This window comes from Pseudarthrobacter sp. PS3-L1 (genome assembly GCF_030063285.1).
In the GTDB taxonomy this organism is placed as follows: domain Bacteria; phylum Actinomycetota; class Actinomycetes; order Actinomycetales; family Micrococcaceae; genus Arthrobacter.
The window spans coordinates 318,600-335,810 of the sequence record NZ_JASISU010000001.1; the positions used below are offsets into that span (position 1 = coordinate 318,600).

The 17,211-nt window shown below is 62.3% G+C and carries 14 protein-coding genes; 7 read left to right on the forward strand and 7 right to left on the reverse strand.

Going from position 1 to position 17,211, the window contains the following annotated elements; all coding sequences use genetic code 11:
- Positions 1–64: 64 nt before the first annotated feature.
- The gene (locus QMG79_RS01525; protein ID WP_283536799.1) at positions 65–2,479 is read right to left on the reverse strand and encodes a DEAD/DEAH box helicase; all 2,415 of its coding nucleotides are present in this window, start codon (positions 2,477–2,479) and stop codon (positions 65–67) included.
- A 50-nt stretch (positions 2,480–2,529) separates the two neighbouring features.
- Entirely contained in the window at positions 2,530–3,222 is a 693-nt protein-coding gene (locus QMG79_RS01530) for a GNAT family N-acetyltransferase (protein ID WP_283536800.1), read from the reverse strand.
- An 84-nt stretch (positions 3,223–3,306) separates the two neighbouring features.
- Between QMG79_RS01530 and trhO the strand changes: the two genes are divergently transcribed.
- The gene (gene trhO / locus QMG79_RS01535; RefSeq protein ID WP_283536801.1) at positions 3,307–4,200 is read left to right on the forward strand and encodes an oxygen-dependent tRNA uridine(34) hydroxylase TrhO; all 894 of its coding nucleotides are present in this window, start codon (positions 3,307–3,309) and stop codon (positions 4,198–4,200) included.
- A 29-nt stretch (positions 4,201–4,229) separates the two neighbouring features.
- On the opposite strand, the gene QMG79_RS01540 is transcribed toward trhO, so the two are convergent.
- The 3 genes from QMG79_RS01540 to rsgA form a co-directional block, all read right to left on the reverse strand.
- Complete coding sequence (locus QMG79_RS01540) at positions 4,230–4,754, reverse strand: DUF6023 family protein (RefSeq protein WP_283536802.1); 525 nt, start codon at positions 4,752–4,754, stop codon at positions 4,230–4,232.
- 83 nt (positions 4,755–4,837) lie between these two features.
- The gene (locus QMG79_RS01545) at positions 4,838–5,284 is read right to left on the reverse strand and encodes a DUF6023 family protein (protein ID WP_283536803.1); all 447 of its coding nucleotides are present in this window, start codon (positions 5,282–5,284) and stop codon (positions 4,838–4,840) included.
- 83 nt (positions 5,285–5,367) lie between these two features.
- Entirely contained in the window at positions 5,368–6,501 is a 1,134-nt protein-coding gene (rsgA, locus tag QMG79_RS01550; protein ID WP_283537331.1) for a ribosome small subunit-dependent GTPase A, read from the reverse strand.
- 364 nt (positions 6,502–6,865) lie between these two features.
- On the opposite strand from rsgA, the gene QMG79_RS01555 reads away from it, so the two are divergent.
- From QMG79_RS01555 to proC, 6 genes are all read left to right on the forward strand, one after another.
- Positions 6,866–8,500: a DUF7059 domain-containing protein gene (locus QMG79_RS01555; protein WP_283536804.1), complete on the forward strand. Its 1,635-nt coding sequence runs from the start codon at positions 6,866–6,868 to the stop codon at positions 8,498–8,500.
- Positions 8,501–8,567: 67 nt separating this feature from the next.
- The gene (locus QMG79_RS01560) at positions 8,568–9,299 is read left to right on the forward strand and encodes an ArsR/SmtB family transcription factor (protein WP_283536805.1); all 732 of its coding nucleotides are present in this window, start codon (positions 8,568–8,570) and stop codon (positions 9,297–9,299) included.
- A gap of 125 nt (positions 9,300–9,424) precedes the next feature.
- Positions 9,425–12,151, forward strand: a complete 2,727-nt coding sequence (gene topA / locus QMG79_RS01565; RefSeq protein WP_283536806.1) for a type I DNA topoisomerase — start codon at positions 9,425–9,427, stop codon at positions 12,149–12,151.
- Between the two features lie 242 nt (positions 12,152–12,393).
- The gene (locus QMG79_RS01570) at positions 12,394–12,831 is read left to right on the forward strand and encodes an SseB family protein (protein WP_283536807.1); all 438 of its coding nucleotides are present in this window, start codon (positions 12,394–12,396) and stop codon (positions 12,829–12,831) included.
- 87 nt (positions 12,832–12,918) lie between these two features.
- Positions 12,919–13,905: a Ppx/GppA phosphatase family protein gene (locus tag QMG79_RS01575; protein WP_283536808.1), complete on the forward strand. Its 987-nt coding sequence runs from the start codon at positions 12,919–12,921 to the stop codon at positions 13,903–13,905.
- Positions 13,906–14,185: 280 nt separating this feature from the next.
- A complete protein-coding gene (gene proC, locus QMG79_RS01580; RefSeq protein WP_283536809.1) occupies positions 14,186–15,031 on the forward strand; it encodes a pyrroline-5-carboxylate reductase in 846 nt (281 codons plus the stop codon).
- 64 nt (positions 15,032–15,095) lie between these two features.
- Here proC and QMG79_RS01585 read toward each other — a convergent pair whose 3' ends face one another.
- Both QMG79_RS01585 and QMG79_RS01590 read right to left on the reverse strand, forming a co-directional pair.
- Positions 15,096–15,782, reverse strand: a complete 687-nt coding sequence (locus QMG79_RS01585) for a potassium channel family protein (protein WP_283536810.1) — start codon at positions 15,780–15,782, stop codon at positions 15,096–15,098.
- Positions 15,775–17,208 (reverse strand): TrkH family potassium uptake protein, encoded by a 1,434-nt coding sequence (locus QMG79_RS01590; protein ID WP_283536811.1) that lies wholly within the window; start codon positions 17,206–17,208, stop codon positions 15,775–15,777. Before QMG79_RS01590 ends, QMG79_RS01585 begins: the two co-directional genes overlap by 8 nt.
- Between the last annotated feature and the right edge of the window lie 3 nt (positions 17,209–17,211).

Here is a 17,211-nt window from a genome sequence, read left to right on the forward strand (position 1 = left end):
GGCCCCTAGTGGGGATTGCCATCGGGCGCTCCCGTGCCGGACCGCCGCCAGGGGACCAGGGCCCCTACCTCACTGGGCCCGCGGCGGCAGGTGAGGTCCTGAGCACAGTACTGGATGGGCCCGCGGCGTCAGAGGGATTGTGGGCATTTTTGAGCAGCACATCCAGCAGCATGATGGCGCCGGCTTTGTCCAGGGGATTGTTCTTGTTGCCGCACTTGGGAGACTGGACACAGGATGGACAGCCAGATTCGCACTCGCATGCACTGATGGCGGCGCGCGTGGCAGCCAGCCAGGTCTGGGCCTTCCCGAAAGCACGTTCGGCAAACCCTGCACCGCCCGGATGGCCATCGTAGACAAAGATGGTGGGAGCTCCGGTGTCGGCGTGGAGTGCCGTAGAAACCCCGCCAATGTCCCATCTGTCGCTGGAAGCCACCAGTGGAAGGAGCCCAATGGCCGCGTGCTCTGCTGCGTGGAGCGCACCAGGAAACTGGGGCTCCACCAGCCCACCTCGGGTCAGTGTGGAATTCTCCATGACAAACCAGACCGCCTTGGTGAAGAGATCCCGGGCGCCGAGTTCGAGGGGTTCCTCGCCGAGGATCTCGTTGGAGATCAAGGCCTTGCGCTGGAAAGAAACTACCTGGGTGGTGACCTTGACGTCTCCGAAGTGAACTGTGACATCTCCCCAGGCCTCTGTCCGCTGAGTTTCCAGGACTTCAATCTGGGTAACGTCTCGCGCCGTGGTGTAGAAGTCTGGATTGGCACGGCGCACGACGACGCAGTGATCCTGTTCGTTGAGCTCCTCCACTACATAGCTGTCCCCCTGATGGACGTACACAGCGCCAGTATGGGCCTGATAATGCGTCTGTGGCGAGTCCATGGTGCCCAGCAGGGAACCCGTATCAGCGTCAACGATGCTGACCGGGCCGCCACCGTCGGCCCGAAGGTTTACCATTCCAGCGGCACTCTGCGGATGGGTCCAGAACCACCCCGCGGGCCTGCGCCGCAAATAGCCCTGCGTCACCAGCTGATCCAGCAATCCACGTGCTGTGGGTCCAAAGAGTTCCAGTTCACCTACGCCCAGTGGCAGTTCTGCCGCAGCAGCGCACAGGTGGGGGCCCAGCACATACGGGTTGGCGGGATCGAAGACCGTAGCCTCAACCGAGACATCAAAGATGGCCTCGGGATGGTTGACCAGATAGGTATCCAGCGGGTCGTCACTGGCCACAAACGCAGCGATGGCGTCCTGGCCAGCACGCCCAGCTCGCCCGATCTGTTGGAACAGCGAGGCTCGCGTTCCTGGCCAACCAGCTATCAGTACGGCGTCCAGGCCCGAAATATCGATGCCCAGTTCCAGTGCTGATGTACTGGAAATTCCGAGTAGTTCCCCGGACCGAAGCGCACGTTCGAGTGCCCGACGTTCTTCCGGAAGATAGCCCGAGCGGTAGGCCGCCACCCGCCCGGGCAAGCTGGGATCCACCTCGTCCAGGAGTCGTTTACTGATACTGGCGATGGTTTCGGCGCCACGTCGCGATTTGATGAAGGCAATGGTGCGAATGCGGGAAGAGACTAGATTGGCCAGCAGGTCGGCGGTCTCGGCGACGGCAGTGCGGCGTTCACTCGCGCCGTTTTCGCCCTTCACATCCGTCAGTGCTGGCTCCCAGAACGCAACGGTGGTTGCCCCGTGTGGGGAAGAGTCTGTGGATACGGACTCCACAGGCGCGCCAATGAGGCGACCAAAGGATACATCAGGATCCGAGGCAGTCGCGGAGGCAGCAATGAAGACTGGCCCGGGGTGGTTCTCACCCGCCCCGTAATAGGCGCAGATGCGCCGCAGCCGGCGCATGAGGTTGGCCACGTGCGAGCCGAACACCCCACGGTAGCTGTGCGCCTCATCAATAATCACGTAACGCAGCCGTCGGAAAAATCCTGCCCACCAGGTGTGGTTGGGCAGGATCCCAAAGTGCAGCATGTCCGGATTGGCGAGGATGAAATTGGCGTGGTCGCGAATCCAGCGGCGGGAAGCGGGGTCTGTGTCGCCGTCGTACGTCTCGGCCCTGAGCGTCGGTAACTTCAAAGCGCGGATGGCTGCCAACTGGTCCGCGGCGAGCGCCTTTGTGGGGGACAGGTAGAGGGTGACGGCGCCGTCGTCATGGATCTTGCCCGGTTGGCTGAGGACGCGCAGCTCGGACCTGTGGATGGCATCCACTGCCGGCAACTGGTACGCCAGCGACTTTCCGGACGCAGTCCCGGTGGCAATCACCACGTTGCGCCCGGCGTGTGCAATATTGGCGGCCTGGACCTGGTGCAGGTAGGGCTCTGCGATTCCAAGATCGCCGTACGCGGCTGTAACATCGGGGTGCGCCCAGGCTGGCCAAGGCTCATGGACGGCAACGCGGGATGCAATGGTGCGGACATGACGGAGCTGTTCCGGATGGGGGCCACGGCCCAGCAGGTTAATCAGCGAATCATGGGGAAGCACGTCCCCATTCTCCCACCGCGCACATGCCTAGGCCGCCGAAAGACAGGGATTCAGCTCAGGGAGAGGTCACCCTCGTCGCCAGCAACCGAAAACATCATGACAGGGGTAAGGCTGTTCCACCCCAGATGCGAATACAGTTTCTGTCCATCCGCGGACGCGAGTAACAAGCCCTCCGTGACGTCATGCGTCGGAGCCTGGGCCGCAAGTGCTTTCATGATCAGGCTTCCCAGCCCGCGGCGCTGGAACTGTGCGTCGGTCTCGATTTTGTCGAACACGGCAGTGGAATCGACCACCGACATCTGACCACTTGCAGCAACCTCTGTGTCAGATCGGACCACTGCCCGGTAGATGCCGTCCTCGTAGGAGGTCTCAAGGCTCAAGTCGTCATCAGCGAGCCAAGGGTCCTCGGCGTCCTGGGTTGTCATGTCCACCAGCATCATCATCTGGGGCACTGGACTGAGTGCCAGGCCATGCTTGCTGGCCATCGCCGAATACCGCAGGGCATCGTCGCTGAGAATGGTCAGGATCCGGCCTGGAGCAGCAGCTGTCTTGGCGGCCAAACCGGTAAATTCTTCCTCGGTTGGTTCGTAGGCGAAATACTCCCAGGCACTATCCCTGTCAGTGCGCAGGGCCGAGGGAAAACGTCCTTCGGGGGCCGTGGAGAACCCTCGGCAGGCCGCCCAACCAGCCACCCATACGGTCAGCAGGGAAGCAGCGTCGTCAACGATCTTCTCGGGATTCATGGGATGAGGGTATTCCAGCGACTCACCAAGCAACAAGGGCAGCGTCGCAAATGCAGTTCAACCGTAACCAGTACCCTTAAATACGTGGCTTTGAATAAGATTGTTCTCTTTTATGGATTCACTCCTCTGCTGGACCCGGACGCCATCAGGCTCTGGCAGCGCGCCCTCTGCGAAAAGCTGGGGCTCCGCGGACGCATCCTCATCTCCAAAGACGGAATTAACGCCACAGTGGGTGGTGAGATTGGTGCTGTTAAGCAGTACGTCAAGGCAACCCGCGAGCACAGCGGCTTCCGCGGCATCGACATCAAATGGTCCGACGGAAGTGCTGACGATTTTCCCCGGCTCAGTGTTAAGGTGCGTGACGAGATTGTCTCGTTCGGTGCCCCGGGCGAACTTGCCGTGGATGCACAGGGTGTGGTGGGCGGGGGCACGCACCTGAGCCCCGAAGCCTTGCATGAGCTGGTGAACGCGAAGAGGCACGACGGCGAGGACGTGGTCTTCTTTGATGGCAGGAACGCGTTCGAGGCCCAGATTGGGAAGTTCAAGGACGCCATAGTCCCGGACGTTGCCACAACCCATGACTTCATCACGGAACTCGAATCCGGGAAATACGACGATCTCAAAGACAAGCCAGTGGTGACCTACTGCACGGGTGGAATCCGTTGTGAGGTGCTCTCGAGCCTGATGGTGAACCGCGGCTTCACGCAGGTCTATCAGTTGGACGGAGGGATTGTCCGCTATGGTGAAGCGTTCCGGGACAAGGGCCTGTGGGAGGGCTCCCTGTACGTTTTTGATAAGCGAATGCACCTGGAATTCAGCGACGATGCGAAGACCATTGGCCAGTGCGTGCGGTGCTCGGCACCCACCAGCAAATTTGAGAATTGCTCCAATCCCAGCTGCCGGACGCTGACTCTCTACTGCGCCGAGTGTGCCTCGGATCCAGAAACGCTGCGCTGTCCGGACGGCTGCGCTGTCTAGCGGACATGAAATCCCAGGTGGGGGATCGTTTAACGCCGCGTAATGCTGAAAACGAAATTTGCCCTCTCCTGGGACGTGATCCGGACACTGATGAAGGAGGTCTCGCCCACCGTGAGTTCGTGGACCTGAGCCTTGCCACACCGCAGGATCAAGTCCACCCTTGCCACGTTGTCGTCCCGGATGGTGAAACCCACCCTGCCGACGCTCTGGCAAGCAAGGCTGACAGTGTATTTTCCCGCAGGCACTGGGCCGGCGGTTTCAAAACTGACGTCATCCTGCCCCAGCATTCCGGTGCTTGTTTTGAGCACTTCACCTGGCGCGCCGGAAATTGCGGTGGCCGCCCAGGAGGCGAGATCATCGGGGCCAACCGCCGGAAGGCGCGGTGACCTCCTGGCCCGGTCTTCAGTGGCTGCGGAGCTTTCTTCCGGTGCCGCTGGGCGCCAACCGCCGTCGTCGTAGGTGTACTCGCAGGCGGTCAGCAGCCCACCCGTCATAGCACCTGCCATGGCAAGACAAAGACACGTGCCACGCCTTTGCGCCAGCGATGACTTCATGGTCCGACTTTAGGCCCGACGGGGCAACGGCACCAGAGGTGGGCGCTGCCTGCCTCCGGTGGGATCGGGGAGTGGCGCCAGAGTCAGTTGGCCGTGAGCCGGTAGGACCACAGCAGCGGTGCGTCGACGCTTGACAGCCGGAAGGTGACCTCTGTATCGCTGGAGAGGCTCAGCGGGGTGCTCTCTTTGCCCGCATAGCAGGCCGCGCCAACGTCCGCGACATCTTTGCCACCCGATTCTGCGTAGAGGAAGGCCTTGCCGCCGCCCTCGCACACCATTGTCAGCGTGTACCGCCCCGCGGGAACCTCGACCGAGACCTGCGCCGAATCTGTGTCCACAAGTTTGCCTGATTCCTCGACCGCCACAGCGCCTGGTGCACCTGCCGTGGGGGATGGCAAAGCCGTGGCCTGCCACTGCGCCACATCCGCTTTTTCAACCGAAACCTGCGACGAGCAACCCGTCAGGGCGACGAGGATGACCGCGGAGCCCAGGAGGGCGGCGCGCGGGAAGGTGGGGGACGCAAAAACCATGTTTCCAATCTACCCGCGTGCCCCGCCCCGGATTGCATCCGGGGCGGGGCGGCAGGGAACGCCGTCAGCGGCTGCAGCTTCCCTTACCTAGTGCGGTCCTTCCGGGTCCGGCCTTTCTTCTCGGTCCATCCCAGCCCTTCGGCTGCGCGGCGCTCGGCAGAGCGCTGGCTTGCGCCACCTGAGACCACTTGCTGGTGCCGTTCCCTGGTGTAGGAACGCTGGGCTGCCACGTCCCCGCGCCTTGCCAGTGCCGCGAGCTCGCGTTGCATCTTCAGATAGCTGTGCCACCGCCGTTCCGGCAAGCTGCCATCCTCTAGGGCAGCTTGCACTGCACAATCCGGTTCGGTCTGGTGGGCGCAGTCCGCGAACCTGCAGTTGCCTGCCAGCTCCTCGACATCGCCGAACATGGCATCCATGCCGTCCCCAGCATCGAACAGTCCGAAACCGCGGACCCCGGGAGTGTCCATCAGCACCGCCCCGTTGGCGAGCGCTACGAGTTCACGCGCCGTGGTGGTGTGTTTGCCCTTGGCATCGCCAGCCCGCACCTGCCCCGTGCCCTGGACCTGTTCACCCACCAGCGCATTGATGAGCGTCGACTTCCCTGCGCCTGAGGGTCCAAGAAGCACCAGCGTGCTACCGGCTGGGATGTACTCAAGAAGGTGCTCCAGGCCATCCCCACTTTCTGCCGAAGTGGTGACCACAGGCACTCCCGCAGCCTGCAGGACAACGTGCCCGACGACGTCGTCCGCCTTTCCGGCGAGGTCCGCCTTGGTGATGATCACCAGTGGGGTGGCCCCGGAATCCCACGCCGCCACCAGGGTGCGTTCCAGGCGGTTGTGTGTGAGGGGGCGGTCTACGGGAACCACCACACCCACGACATCCATGTTGGCTGCCAGGACCTGGGCCACCGAAGAATTCTCGAAAGCCCTTTTACGGGTGAGCTCGGTCAGGCGCGGCAGGATCCCCAAGACCTGGTTTTGCCCTGCGCGGTTGGGTCCCAACCATAACCAGTCGCCCGTCGCGGCGCTTTCGCCGGAGAGCGGGTAGGGGATGTGCTGGAGCCCGCTGGCTGTAGCGACCAGGAGGAGCGAGCGGTCAGCACGCACCACCCGCCCCCTACCGGTGGCACCGGGGAGCACATGGTCATCGAAGTGGTCTGCGATTTTTGTGGTGTAGCCGTAGTGCGAGAGGCCATCAAAGGCAGTGGTGGCCGCCATTGAAGAGGTGTTCACTGTGGTTACCTTCGGAAAGGTTCCCCTGGCCGAGTCGCTGTGGACCCTGGCGGCTACCGCAGGTAATGCTCAGGCGGAGCAGGCGGCAAAGGGGAAGGAAAAGAAAGTCTGGGATATGTGGTGTGCCGTGAGAACAGTCATCGCGTTCCACCCCCAGCCTTTCCTCAGGCCTCCGTGGGCCAATCCATGGTTTTTCCTCCAACAGGAGCTTCCACCGTAACCCACCAGTTCCGTGGCGGCCAGAGGAACGGACCAGGAAATACCGGCTGGCTGTTGCGAGGCGAGCATTCGGTGTCCGGTAAGTCCTTCCGATCACAGCAGGCCTTCATGGCGCCCATAGACTGGAACCGTGAGCGAATCCCCAGTATTTACGGCCAGTACAACCCCCGACGCTCCGCGCAGCGACCGCCTTGACCTGCTGAGGGATCTAGCAGCTGATTTTCGGGCGATCGGTTACACCGCAGAGGGTGTAGCGGCACTCTTGGGGCCCGCCGCATTCACCGCGCTGGACCGGGACCAGCTCATTCCGGCACTGATTGCCACCGATGCGGCAACGGACAACCCGTTGGCAACCATCGTCCGGCTGTGGCTGCTCGCCGTTCCGCAAAGCCAGGATGCAGTGGATGCCGCTCTGCCCACCGCGGGATCTGCCGGTCTGCTGGCGCTGGGACTGGTGGACATCCAGCCAGCTGCAAGTACCTCGAATGGCACCCTGCTGCGGGCCAGGGTAGACCTGCGCCCCTACGGATGGGACGCCAACGAGGACGGCAGCGGAGGCGCGGACCTCTGGGTGGCAAGTGACCTTGCCGCACATCAGCAGGATGGTGTCCTTCGGCACGATCACGTGCTGGGCATCGGACAAGCATCAACCACCCTGGTCCAGACCACCGTGCGCTCCCACGCAGCCCGGGCACTGGACCTGGGAACCGGCTGCGGTATCCAGTCCTTCCACCTCCTGCACCATGCTGAGCACGTCACGGCCACTGACATCTCAGTGCGGGCGCTCGCGTTCACACGCTTCAACCTGATCCTGAACGCCGATGCGCTGGGCATCGATCCGGAAAACCTTGAGGACCGCGTAAGCCTGCGCCTTGGCTCGCTGCTGGAACCCGTGGCCGGAGAAACCTTTGACCTGGTGGTATCCAACCCGCCTTTTGTCATCACCCCGCGTAGCGCCGGGGAAGAGGCCGCTGGCCAGTTCACCTACCGCGACGGCGGGCTGCCCGGGGATGAAATTGTGTCCCTGCTGGTGGCGGGGCTTCCAGCAGTCCTGGCCCCCGGGGGAATTGCGCAGTTGCTGGGGAACTGGGAAGTTTCGGCCGACGATGAATGGTCCGCCAGGCCGCAGGAGTGGATCGCCGAGGGAACCGATGCCTGGTTTATCCAGCGGGAACTCGTGAGCCCGGAAATCTACGCCGAGACCTGGCTCCAGGATGCATCGCAGGGCAGGGAACGCGCGAAGTATCGAGAGGCCTACGCCGCATATCTGGCGGATTTTGCTTCCCGGCAGGTCACCGGAATCGGGTTCGGGATGGTCTTCCTGCGACGTCCCGCCACCGACGCCCCTGATCTGCGGCTCGGACGCTGGGAAGAGATCACCTATCCGATCGAGCAGCCCGTGGGAGAGCATCTTGGTGCCGCCGTGGACCGTTTTGACTGGGTAGCGCGCAGTCATCTTGGAACAACGCATCTGGTGGTGGCCGATGACGTCACCGAGGAACGGCATCAGCGGCCCGGTGCCGAGCATCCGGGCGTAATCCTTTTGCGGCAGGGAGCGGGCTTGCGCCGCACCAACCTGCTCAGCACAGAATTGGCTGGCTTCATTTCGGCCTGCGACGGCGACCTTTCGGTGGACCAGATCATGGGCGCACTGGTGGCCCTCCTGGGTGGCGGAGACGACTTCGTGGAGCAGCAGTTCCGGACGCAACTCCTCAGCGACGTCCGCAACTTGGTCCTGGACGGTTTCCTGCTTCCTGACTCCTGACCAGACCACCGCGTGACGCTCTCAAAGAATTCCTTCATACCCCTCGTATGCTCGCTAGACTGGCGAAGTGACAACGTCTTCCAGCCCTGCTGAAGAATCCGAGGCGACACCGGCAGATGTGGTGCCCGCCTCGCCAGCGCCTGCCCGCGAACATACCCGGGTGGAGATCACTGATCCCAAGGCGATCCGTGCCCTGGCACACGCCGCACGGCTGGAGGTGATCTCGGAACTGTATGCCACCCAAGCCAGCCGAACGGCTACTGAACTCGCCGCCCAGACGGGTCTGACGCCCAGCGCCATGAGCTACCACCTCCGGGCCTTGCAAAAGTGGGGCATCGTGGCACCGGGCGAAGCAACCGGAGACGCCAGGGAGCGCCGCTGGAAAGCTGCCGGCACGGATTTTGCCATCAATTCCGGTGGGGCCATCGCTAGCCCCGGGTTTGCTGTCCTCGACCTGGAACTGGAAGCTTTCCGACGTCGCGCCACAGCGTATGCGGCGTCCCGCCAGGCGGATGTCGAGCGGATGGATGCCCTCGCTTCGCGCGACGCAACACCCGCTGGCACCCCCACCAAAGATGAGGTGGACGCGAGCCCGGCGGCCGCCGTCGTGCTCGCCAGCAACCTCCTCTACCTGACGCCGGCCCAGCGCACTGAACTGCGCGAACGCCTTATTGGAATTTTTCGGGAGTATGAACTCACTGACCACTCGCGGATTCCCGACGGGGCACAGCGGATGGCCACCATGTGGTCGATGATTCCTGATGACCGGCCCCGAAACGGCGCTCCCGCCGGATGTTGAGCCTGCAGAATAAAGGGCCGGCCAACGACTTCTGCAACGCCCGAATGCGCATGTTCTTTCAAAATATGGTGAACTAGGCCAACATGGGCGGATCTGCCCGAGCCACCTTTTTCTGTAGGAGCACCGTGCCAAGTAAGGCCAAAACCGGTAAAAAACTCGTGATTGTGGAGTCTCCGGCCAAGAGCAAGACCATCGCCAAGTACCTGGGCGAAGGCTTCATCGTGGAGGCTTCGATTGGTCACATCCGGGACTTGCCGCAGCCCTCCGAGCTGCCCGCCGAGCTGAAGAAAACGCCGGTGGGCAAGTTTGCCGTGGACATCGAAAACGACTTCAAACCGTATTACGTGATCTCTGCTGACAAGAAGAAAAAGGTGACAGAGCTCAAGGCTGCGCTCAAGGAAGCCGACGAACTTTACCTCGCAACTGATGGGGACCGCGAGGGTGAAGCCATCGCCTGGCACCTGTTGGAGGTCCTGAAGCCTAAGGTGCCCGTCTACCGGATGACCTTCGGTGAAATCACCAAGGAAGCCATCCAACGCGCCATGGGCAATCTACGCGACGTTGATACAGCCCTGGTGGACGCGCAAGAGACCCGCCGTGTCCTGGACCGGCTCTACGGCTACGAGATCTCTCCGGTGCTGTGGCGCAAGGTAGCCCGCGGACTCTCTGCTGGCCGCGTGCAGTCTGTGGTCACGCGCATGGTGGTGGACCGCGAGCGCGAACGCATGGCGTTCACCTCGGCTTCCTACTGGGACCTGACGGGTCAGTTCGGCGCGGGATCCGGCAGCTTCAAGGCCAAACTTGCCTCGGTTGACGGTGCAAAGGTGGCCAGCGGGCGGGACTTTAATGACGAAGGCGAACTCACCGCCCGTAACGCCGCTCACCTGAACGAGGAGCTGGCGACCTCACTGGCCACCGCCCTGGAGAGCGTCGACTTCACTGTCAGGTCCGTGGACACCAAGCCGTACACGAGGCGTCCGGCCGCACCGTTCACCACCTCGACCATGCAGCAGGAAGCTGGCCGCAAGCTGCGCTTCTCGTCCAAGAGCACCATGCAGGTTGCGCAGCGGCTGTACGAAAACGGTTACATCACCTATATGCGTACCGACTCCTCCGCGCTGAGCGACGAGGCAGTCACAGCTGCCCGCAGGCAGGCTTCGGAGCTCTACGGCCCCGAATACATTCCGGAGAAGCCGCGCGTCTACAGCGGCAAGGCAGCCAATGCCCAGGAAGCCCACGAGGCCATCCGCCCAGCGGGAGATTCCTTCCGTACCCCGGCCCAAGTGGCCAAGCAGCTCTCCGGCGATGAATTCCGGCTCTATGAGCTGATCTGGAAGCGCACAGTTGCCTCCCAGATGGGCGATGCCAAGGGCTCTACGGCCACCATCCGGCTCGGAGCGATTGCCACGGACGGCCGTGACGCCGAATTCTCCGCATCTGGCACTGTCATCACCTTCCCTGGCTTCCTGGCCGCCTACGAAGAGGGCAAGGACGAGAGCCGTGGGGACGACGACGCCGATGACTCGCGGCGACTGCCCAACGTGGCAAAGGGTGACGCGCTGACCGCGGAAGACATCATCGCCGTCGGACACGACACCTCACCGCCGCCGCGCTTCACCGAAGCGTCCCTGACTGCAGAGCTGGAAAAGAAGGGAATCGGCCGTCCTTCGACGTACGCCTCCACCATTTCCACCATCCAGGACAGGGGCTACGTCCGGAAGCAGGGCTCTGCGCTGGTCCCCAGCTGGATAGCGTTCTCCGTTGTCCGGCTTCTGGAGCAGCACTTCACCGATTACGTGGACTATGAGTTCACGGCCGACATGGAAGGCGACCTGGACAAGATCGCCAACGGCCAGGCAGCCAAGGCGTCGTGGCTCAAGCACTTCTATTTCGGCGAAGACTCAGACCCCGGGCTCCTGAGCATCGTCAATAACCTTGGCGAGATTGACGCTCGGGAGATCAACTCGATCCCCATCACCGAGGGCATCACCTTGCGCGTGGGTAAATTCGGTCCATATCTGGAAAGCTCCATCCCCAGCATCGACCCGAAAACCGGCGAGATCGTCGAGTCTGCGCGCGCCAACGTCCCCGAAGACCTTGCCCCGGATGAGCTGACGCCGGCCAAGGCCATTGAACTGATGGAGACTGCTGCGCCGGAGGAACGTGTCCTCGGTGAGGACCCGCACACCGGCCACACCGTGCTGGCAAAGAATGGCCGCTACGGCGCCTACGTAACAGAGGTCATTCCAGAGCCGACAGCGGAGCAGTTGGCCAATGCGCCGGTGGAGTATTACAAGAACGGGAAGCCCAAGCCTCCGAAGAAGCCCGTGAAGGCCAAGCCGCGAACAGGATCGCTCTTTGCGTCGATGACCGTTGACGGTGTGACGCTCGAAGAGGCACTCCAGCTGATGAGCCTGCCCCGCGCGCTGGGCGAGGACGCCGAAGGCACCCTCATCACCGTTCAGAATGGCCGTTTCGGGCCGTACCTGAAGAAGGGTACGGATTCGCGCTCCATTGGCACGGAAGAGGAGATCTTCACGATCACTCTTGAGCAGGCACTGGAGATCTACTCGCAGCCCAAGCAGCGCGGCGCTCGTGCTGCCGTGCCGCCGCTGGCCGAGTTTGGTCCCGACCCGGTGTCCGAGAAGAACATTGTGGTCAAGGAGGGCCGGTTCGGGGCATACATCACCGACGGCGTCACCAACATCACGATTCCACGCTCAACGTCCCTTGAGGAGTTGACCCGTGAGCAGGCCGTGGAGCTTCTTGCCGAAAAACGTGCCAAGGGTCCTGTTAAGCGCACCACCACCCGCAAGGCGCCGGCGAAGAAGAAGGTTGCCGCCAAGAAGTAGCACTGCCTGCGCCTTCACTGGGCTGTGTGGGGCTGATATGGGTTCGTAGGGTGGCGGTGAGTTCGCCGGACAAGCTCCGAAATCGCGGGAGAGGGACGAGATCGCGGGAACGTTCCCGCGAACCTGTCCCTCTCCCGCGAACCTCTCCCGCGGGGTGGGCGGTGAACCCGGCCTGCGTCCAGCGCGGGCGCGGCCGTTGGGCTGAAATTGCGGTGATCGGCACAACGTGATCGAGTAGGACCATGACTGAACAGCCTGCAAGCACTGACCCTGCGCCACTGAACGAACTCGAAGAGAAGCTGGTTCAGAGCGGCGAGTCCGAGTCCGATCCGGTGGACGTGATCCTGTCCTTCCTCAACAGCGAGGTCTACCTGGCCAGCGAGGAAGCGCCGGAAAACGCCGACGCAAATGTTGAACCCCTGATCCTTTCCAATGCCGACGGCGATCCTGTCTTGGCTGTTTTTTCGCACCCCAGCCGCGTGGATGAGCAGTTCCGTGCAGCTGCTCCGAACATCCTTGGGACCCAGGGCGCAGCAATTATTGCCAATATTGGCGATGAGCTGGGCCTGGTCATCAATCCATCAGCTGCTTTCGGTTTCGAGATCAACCCCGAGGGCATCGCCAACATCAAACGTGACTTCAGGCGTGCTGACGAGCCCGCTGCTCCCGTCCCAGAGTAGGTTTGCTCGCCAGGCTCGGCTGCCTTGCTGGGCATGTGAACCGGGTTCGCGGTCGAAGATCCGCCCGGGACAGGCGATAATGTCAGGATGCGACTAGGCGTTCTTGATATCGGCTCAAACACAGTGCATCTCCTTCTGGTGGATGCCCACCCTGGGGCCCAGCCAGTCCCCTTTGCCTCCCACAAAAGGCCGCTATCCCTGGTCCAGTACCTGGACGGTGACGGCAACATCTCCGAAGAGGGCCAGCGGGAACTGATTGACTTTGTCCAGGAAGCCCGCGCATTTGCCAGCCGACACAAGGCGGAGGACCTGCTCTCCTTCTGTACGTCGGCCATTCGGGAGTCCACCAACGGCATTGCCGTCCTGGACCGGGTAAAAACCGAGACCACGGTGACGCTTGAAGAACTCAGCGGCCGCGATGAGGCATCCATGACGTTTTTTGCTGTTCGCCGGTGGTATGGCTGGGGCGCCGGACCCATCCTCGACCTCGACATTGGCGGCGGGTCCTTCGAGATGGCCTACGGGCACGACGAGCTTCCGGAGCTCGCCACATCCGTTCCCCTGGGCGCCAGCAGGATCACGCGGGACTGGCTGGAGAATGATCCTCCGTCGGCCAAAAGCATCAAGGAACTGCGCCGCTACATCCGATCGACCCTCAAACCGGCAGTGCGGCAGTTCAACGACCTCGGACGAGCCAACTTGGTTGCAGGGACATCCAAGACCTTCCGCTCCCTGGCACGGATTGCCGGAGCCGCGCCCAGTGGCGCCGGACCCTATGTCAGGCGCGAACTGCGTGCTACGGACCTAGGCATCTGGACACAGCGCATTTCCGCCATGACGGTGGAGGACAGGCTGCACCTGCCTGGCGTCTCGGACGCCCGCGCGAAACAGTTGCTGGGCGGGGCCCTGGTGGCTGAGGCCGCACTGGAACTGTTCAACGTCAAAAAGATCCGGATCTGCCCGTGGGCCCTGCGGGAGGGGCTGATCCTGCGTCGCCTCGACCAACTGGTCTTCGCCGGGCCGTTGGATCCAGCGCCGCACGTTGCCGCCAAGCTGGCCGGTCCGCCTAACTGACAGCTGAGGGACCCACCCAGGAACCAGGCCGCCGGGTTAAAAGCGAAGGCACCGGGGTCCGCAGCGGGAAAATGGGGGGAAACCCGCTGCAGACCACCGGTGCCAGCAGACATCTCCATGCCTGCCATCACTCGCACCCTCTCAATGAGGTAGTTACTACGTTAGGGCCGGAAAGTGGGAGAACGCTGCGTCCTGCATGGGAGCCAGCTGTGAGTTCTAGGCCGCCTACCCTGGGATTATGCGTTCGCCAGTGTCTTGAGGTTGCTGCCATGATGGGAAGATGAGTAACCGAATCGCATTTCTTGGCTGTGGATCAATGAACGAGGCAATCTTGGGTGGCCTGATCCAGGGCGGAACAGACCCTGCGGACATTGTGGCAACCGTGCGCCGGCCAGAACGTGCGGCAGAACTGGCGCAGCGGCATCACGGAATAACAGCGATCGCTGGCGCCGAGGATCCCGAGAACAACAGGAATGCGGCCATTGGGTCCGCCATGGTCATCCTTGGCGTGAAGCCTGTGGGCATTGCCGCTCTTGCCAGGGAAATTGCCCCTGTGCTCTCACCGGAAACGATTGTTGTCAGTGTGGCGGCAGCTGTATCCCTTGCCCAGCTCGAAGCCGAGCTGCCAGAAGGCCAGCCTGTGATCCGAAGCATGCCCAATACGCCGTCACGCCTTGGCAGGGGAGTCCTCTCCGTCTCCGCAGGCACCCACTGCACTCCCGAGCAGCTACAGCAGGCCAAGGACGTCCTGGCCTCTGCAGGCACCGTGGTTGAGATTCCGGAGGAGCAGGTCAACGCCCTCTCCGCCATCAGCGGCTCCGGCCCGGCCTATGCGTTTTACCTGGCCGAAGCTATGGCCGCCGCCGGAGTCGAGCTGGGCCTGGACGCCGAGCTGTCCCTTTTGCTGGCTCGCGAAACAGTGGCAGGGGCAGGCATGATGCTTGCTGAGCCCGGAGCGGATCCCACTGCGCTTCGCAAAGCAGTCACCAGTCCCAAGGGAACCACCGAACGTGCCATCCAGGCTTTTGACCGGCAGGGGATTCCGGCCAGCATCGCCGCTGGTGCCAGGGCTGCTGCTGACCGGGCAGCTGAGATCACTGGTGAACTGGACCAGGCCACCAGCTGAACACTGAGGCCAACGCTCCTAGCGAGGTGGCCCGGGGGTGCGTCCCCTAGGCCAACAATCCAGGTCAGGGCCTCGCCGCGAACCGTTCCAGCAGATCCACGTGGCCGGAAACAATGAGCATGTCACGTGCCGAGACCTTGGTTTCCGGCCTGGCGTAGGTGAAATCCTCTCCAGGTGATTTCACGCCCACAATTGTTACCCCGTACTTTGACCTGACTTTCGATTCCTCGAGGGTGAAACCCACAGTTTCGCGGGGCGGGTACATCTTGACGATCGCGAAGTCATCGTCGAATTCAATGAAGTCGAGCATGCGCCCGGAAACCAGGTGCGCGGCGCGGACTCCGGCGTCGGCTTCCGGATAAATTACGTGGTTGGCGCCGATCCGGGTCAGGATCTTCCCATGCGATGGCGTGATTGCCTTGACCCACAAATGCTCTATCCCCAGGTCAACCAAATTCACGGTGATCAGCACCGAGGATTCGATGGACGTGCCAACACCCACGACAGCAGAGCTGAACTCCTGGGCTCCGAGCTGGCGCAGGGCGTCGATGTTGGTGGCGTCGGCCTCGACCACGTGGGTCAGGACAGAGGCCCATTTCTGGACCAGGTTGCGGTCGCGTTCAATCGCAAGGACCTCACGGCCCTGCTTGACCAGCTGTTCTGCTGTGGAGGAACCGAAGCGGCCCAGGCCGATCACCAGGACTGGTGCGTTGTGGGCTGGGCGGTTCACGGCCGTGGGCGAATTAGCCAATGATGGGTCTCTCTTCCGGGTAGTGGTACAGCTGGCTCCGTTGGCGCAGCGCCAGCGCGGCTGCGAGGGTCACTGTGCCCACGCGGCCAGCAAGCATGAGGGCGGACAGCACATAGACGCCCGACGGCGGCAGCTCGGCGCTGAGCCCCGTGCTGAGGCCCACAGTGCCAAAGGCCGAGATTGTCTCGAACAGCACCCGGTCCAGCGGTGCGTTGCTGATGTAGAGCAGCAGGAAAGCCGAGACCGACACCAGCGTGGCACCGGCAACGATGACGGAGATTGCTACCCGCATGGTGCCTTGGGGAATGGTGCGGCCGTAAACCTTCACATCGGAGTCGCCGCGGGCTTCAGCCACTATTGCCAGGAACATGACGGCAATGGTGGTTACCTTGATGCCGCCTGCCGTTGACGCGGACCCGCCTCCGGCGAACATGAGGGCGTCAGTGAGGAGCATGGTGGTGGATTCCATCTGGTTCTGATCCACGAGGTTGAAGCCACCTGAGCGCGTCATGACGGATGCAAACAGCGAGTGTGTGATCTTCTCACCAAGATCCATGCCGCCAATCGTCCTGATGTTGTCCCACTCCATGAGTCCCCAGAGCAGCGTTCCCGCCATCAGGAGGATGAAAGAGACCTGGATGGTCAATTTGGTATGCAGATTCCATTTCCGCCAGTTAAGCCCGTTCTGCTGCAGGACCATGACAACAGGAAAGCCCAGGCTGCCCAGAAGGACGCCCAACATCAGCGGAACCAGAATCCACAGGTCCGTTTCGTAGGGCACAATTCCGTCGGAGTGCGGTGTGAAACCTGCATTGTTGAATGATGAGATGGCATAAAAGACCCCGTGCCAGACAGATTGCCAGAACGGTTCGCCCAGTGTCAGGAAGCGTGGAATGAGCGCTGCGGCCAGGATCGCTTCGATGACCACCGACGTGGTGATAACGATCCGGAGCAGGGTGCCAACCTCGCCCAACCTGCCAGCGTTGTTCATGGCTTCCTGGGCGATCAGTTTCCCGCGGACACCGAGTTTCTTGCTGACCATCAGGGCCAGGAGGGATGCCAGGGTCAAGGTTCCCAGTCCGCCAACAAAGATTCCAAGCAGAATGACCAGCTGACCAAAAAAGGACCAGTGGACAGCTGTCGAGACAACCGTCAGCCCTGTGACACAGACGGCAGAGACCGCCGTAAACACGGCCTGGTGAAGCGGGGTGATCTCGCCTGTTGCAGAGGAAATTGGCAGGCTCAGGAAAAAAGTGAAGAAGAGGATGACAACGCAGAACGCCGTCAACGCCAGGCGCGCAGGGGAGGTGTTGGCAATATTGTCGACAAAGTCCCTGGCCCGGGTAAGAATTCCCAGGCTTTCGCGCTCCGGCCCTGCCCCCTGCCAGTGGCCCGGGTTGGGGGACCTCGACTGGCTTTGTGTCATGTG

Excerpts from the sequence above, each read along its gene's own strand:
- proC (WP_283536809.1), top strand. The coding sequence starts at position 14,186 with ATGAGTAACCGAATCGCATTTCTTGGCTGTGGATCAATGAACGAGGCA.
- QMG79_RS01570 (WP_283536807.1), top strand. The coding sequence starts at position 12,394 with ATGACTGAACAGCCTGCAAGCACTGACCCTGCGCCACTGAACGAACTC.
- rsgA (WP_283537331.1), bottom strand. The coding sequence starts at position 6,501 with ATGGCGGCCACCACTGCCTTTGATGGCCTCTCGCACTACGGCTACACC.
- QMG79_RS01545 (WP_283536803.1), bottom strand. The coding sequence starts at position 5,284 with ATGGTTTTTGCGTCCCCCACCTTCCCGCGCGCCGCCCTCCTGGGCTCC.
- QMG79_RS01530 (WP_283536800.1), bottom strand. The coding sequence starts at position 3,222 with ATGAATCCCGAGAAGATCGTTGACGACGCTGCTTCCCTGCTGACCGTA.
- QMG79_RS01590 (WP_283536811.1), bottom strand. The coding sequence starts at position 17,208 with ATGACACAAAGCCAGTCGAGGTCCCCCAACCCGGGCCACTGGCAGGGG.
- QMG79_RS01575 (WP_283536808.1), top strand. The coding sequence starts at position 12,919 with ATGCGACTAGGCGTTCTTGATATCGGCTCAAACACAGTGCATCTCCTT.
- QMG79_RS01540 (WP_283536802.1), bottom strand. The coding sequence starts at position 4,754 with ATGAAGTCATCGCTGGCGCAAAGGCGTGGCACGTGTCTTTGTCTTGCC.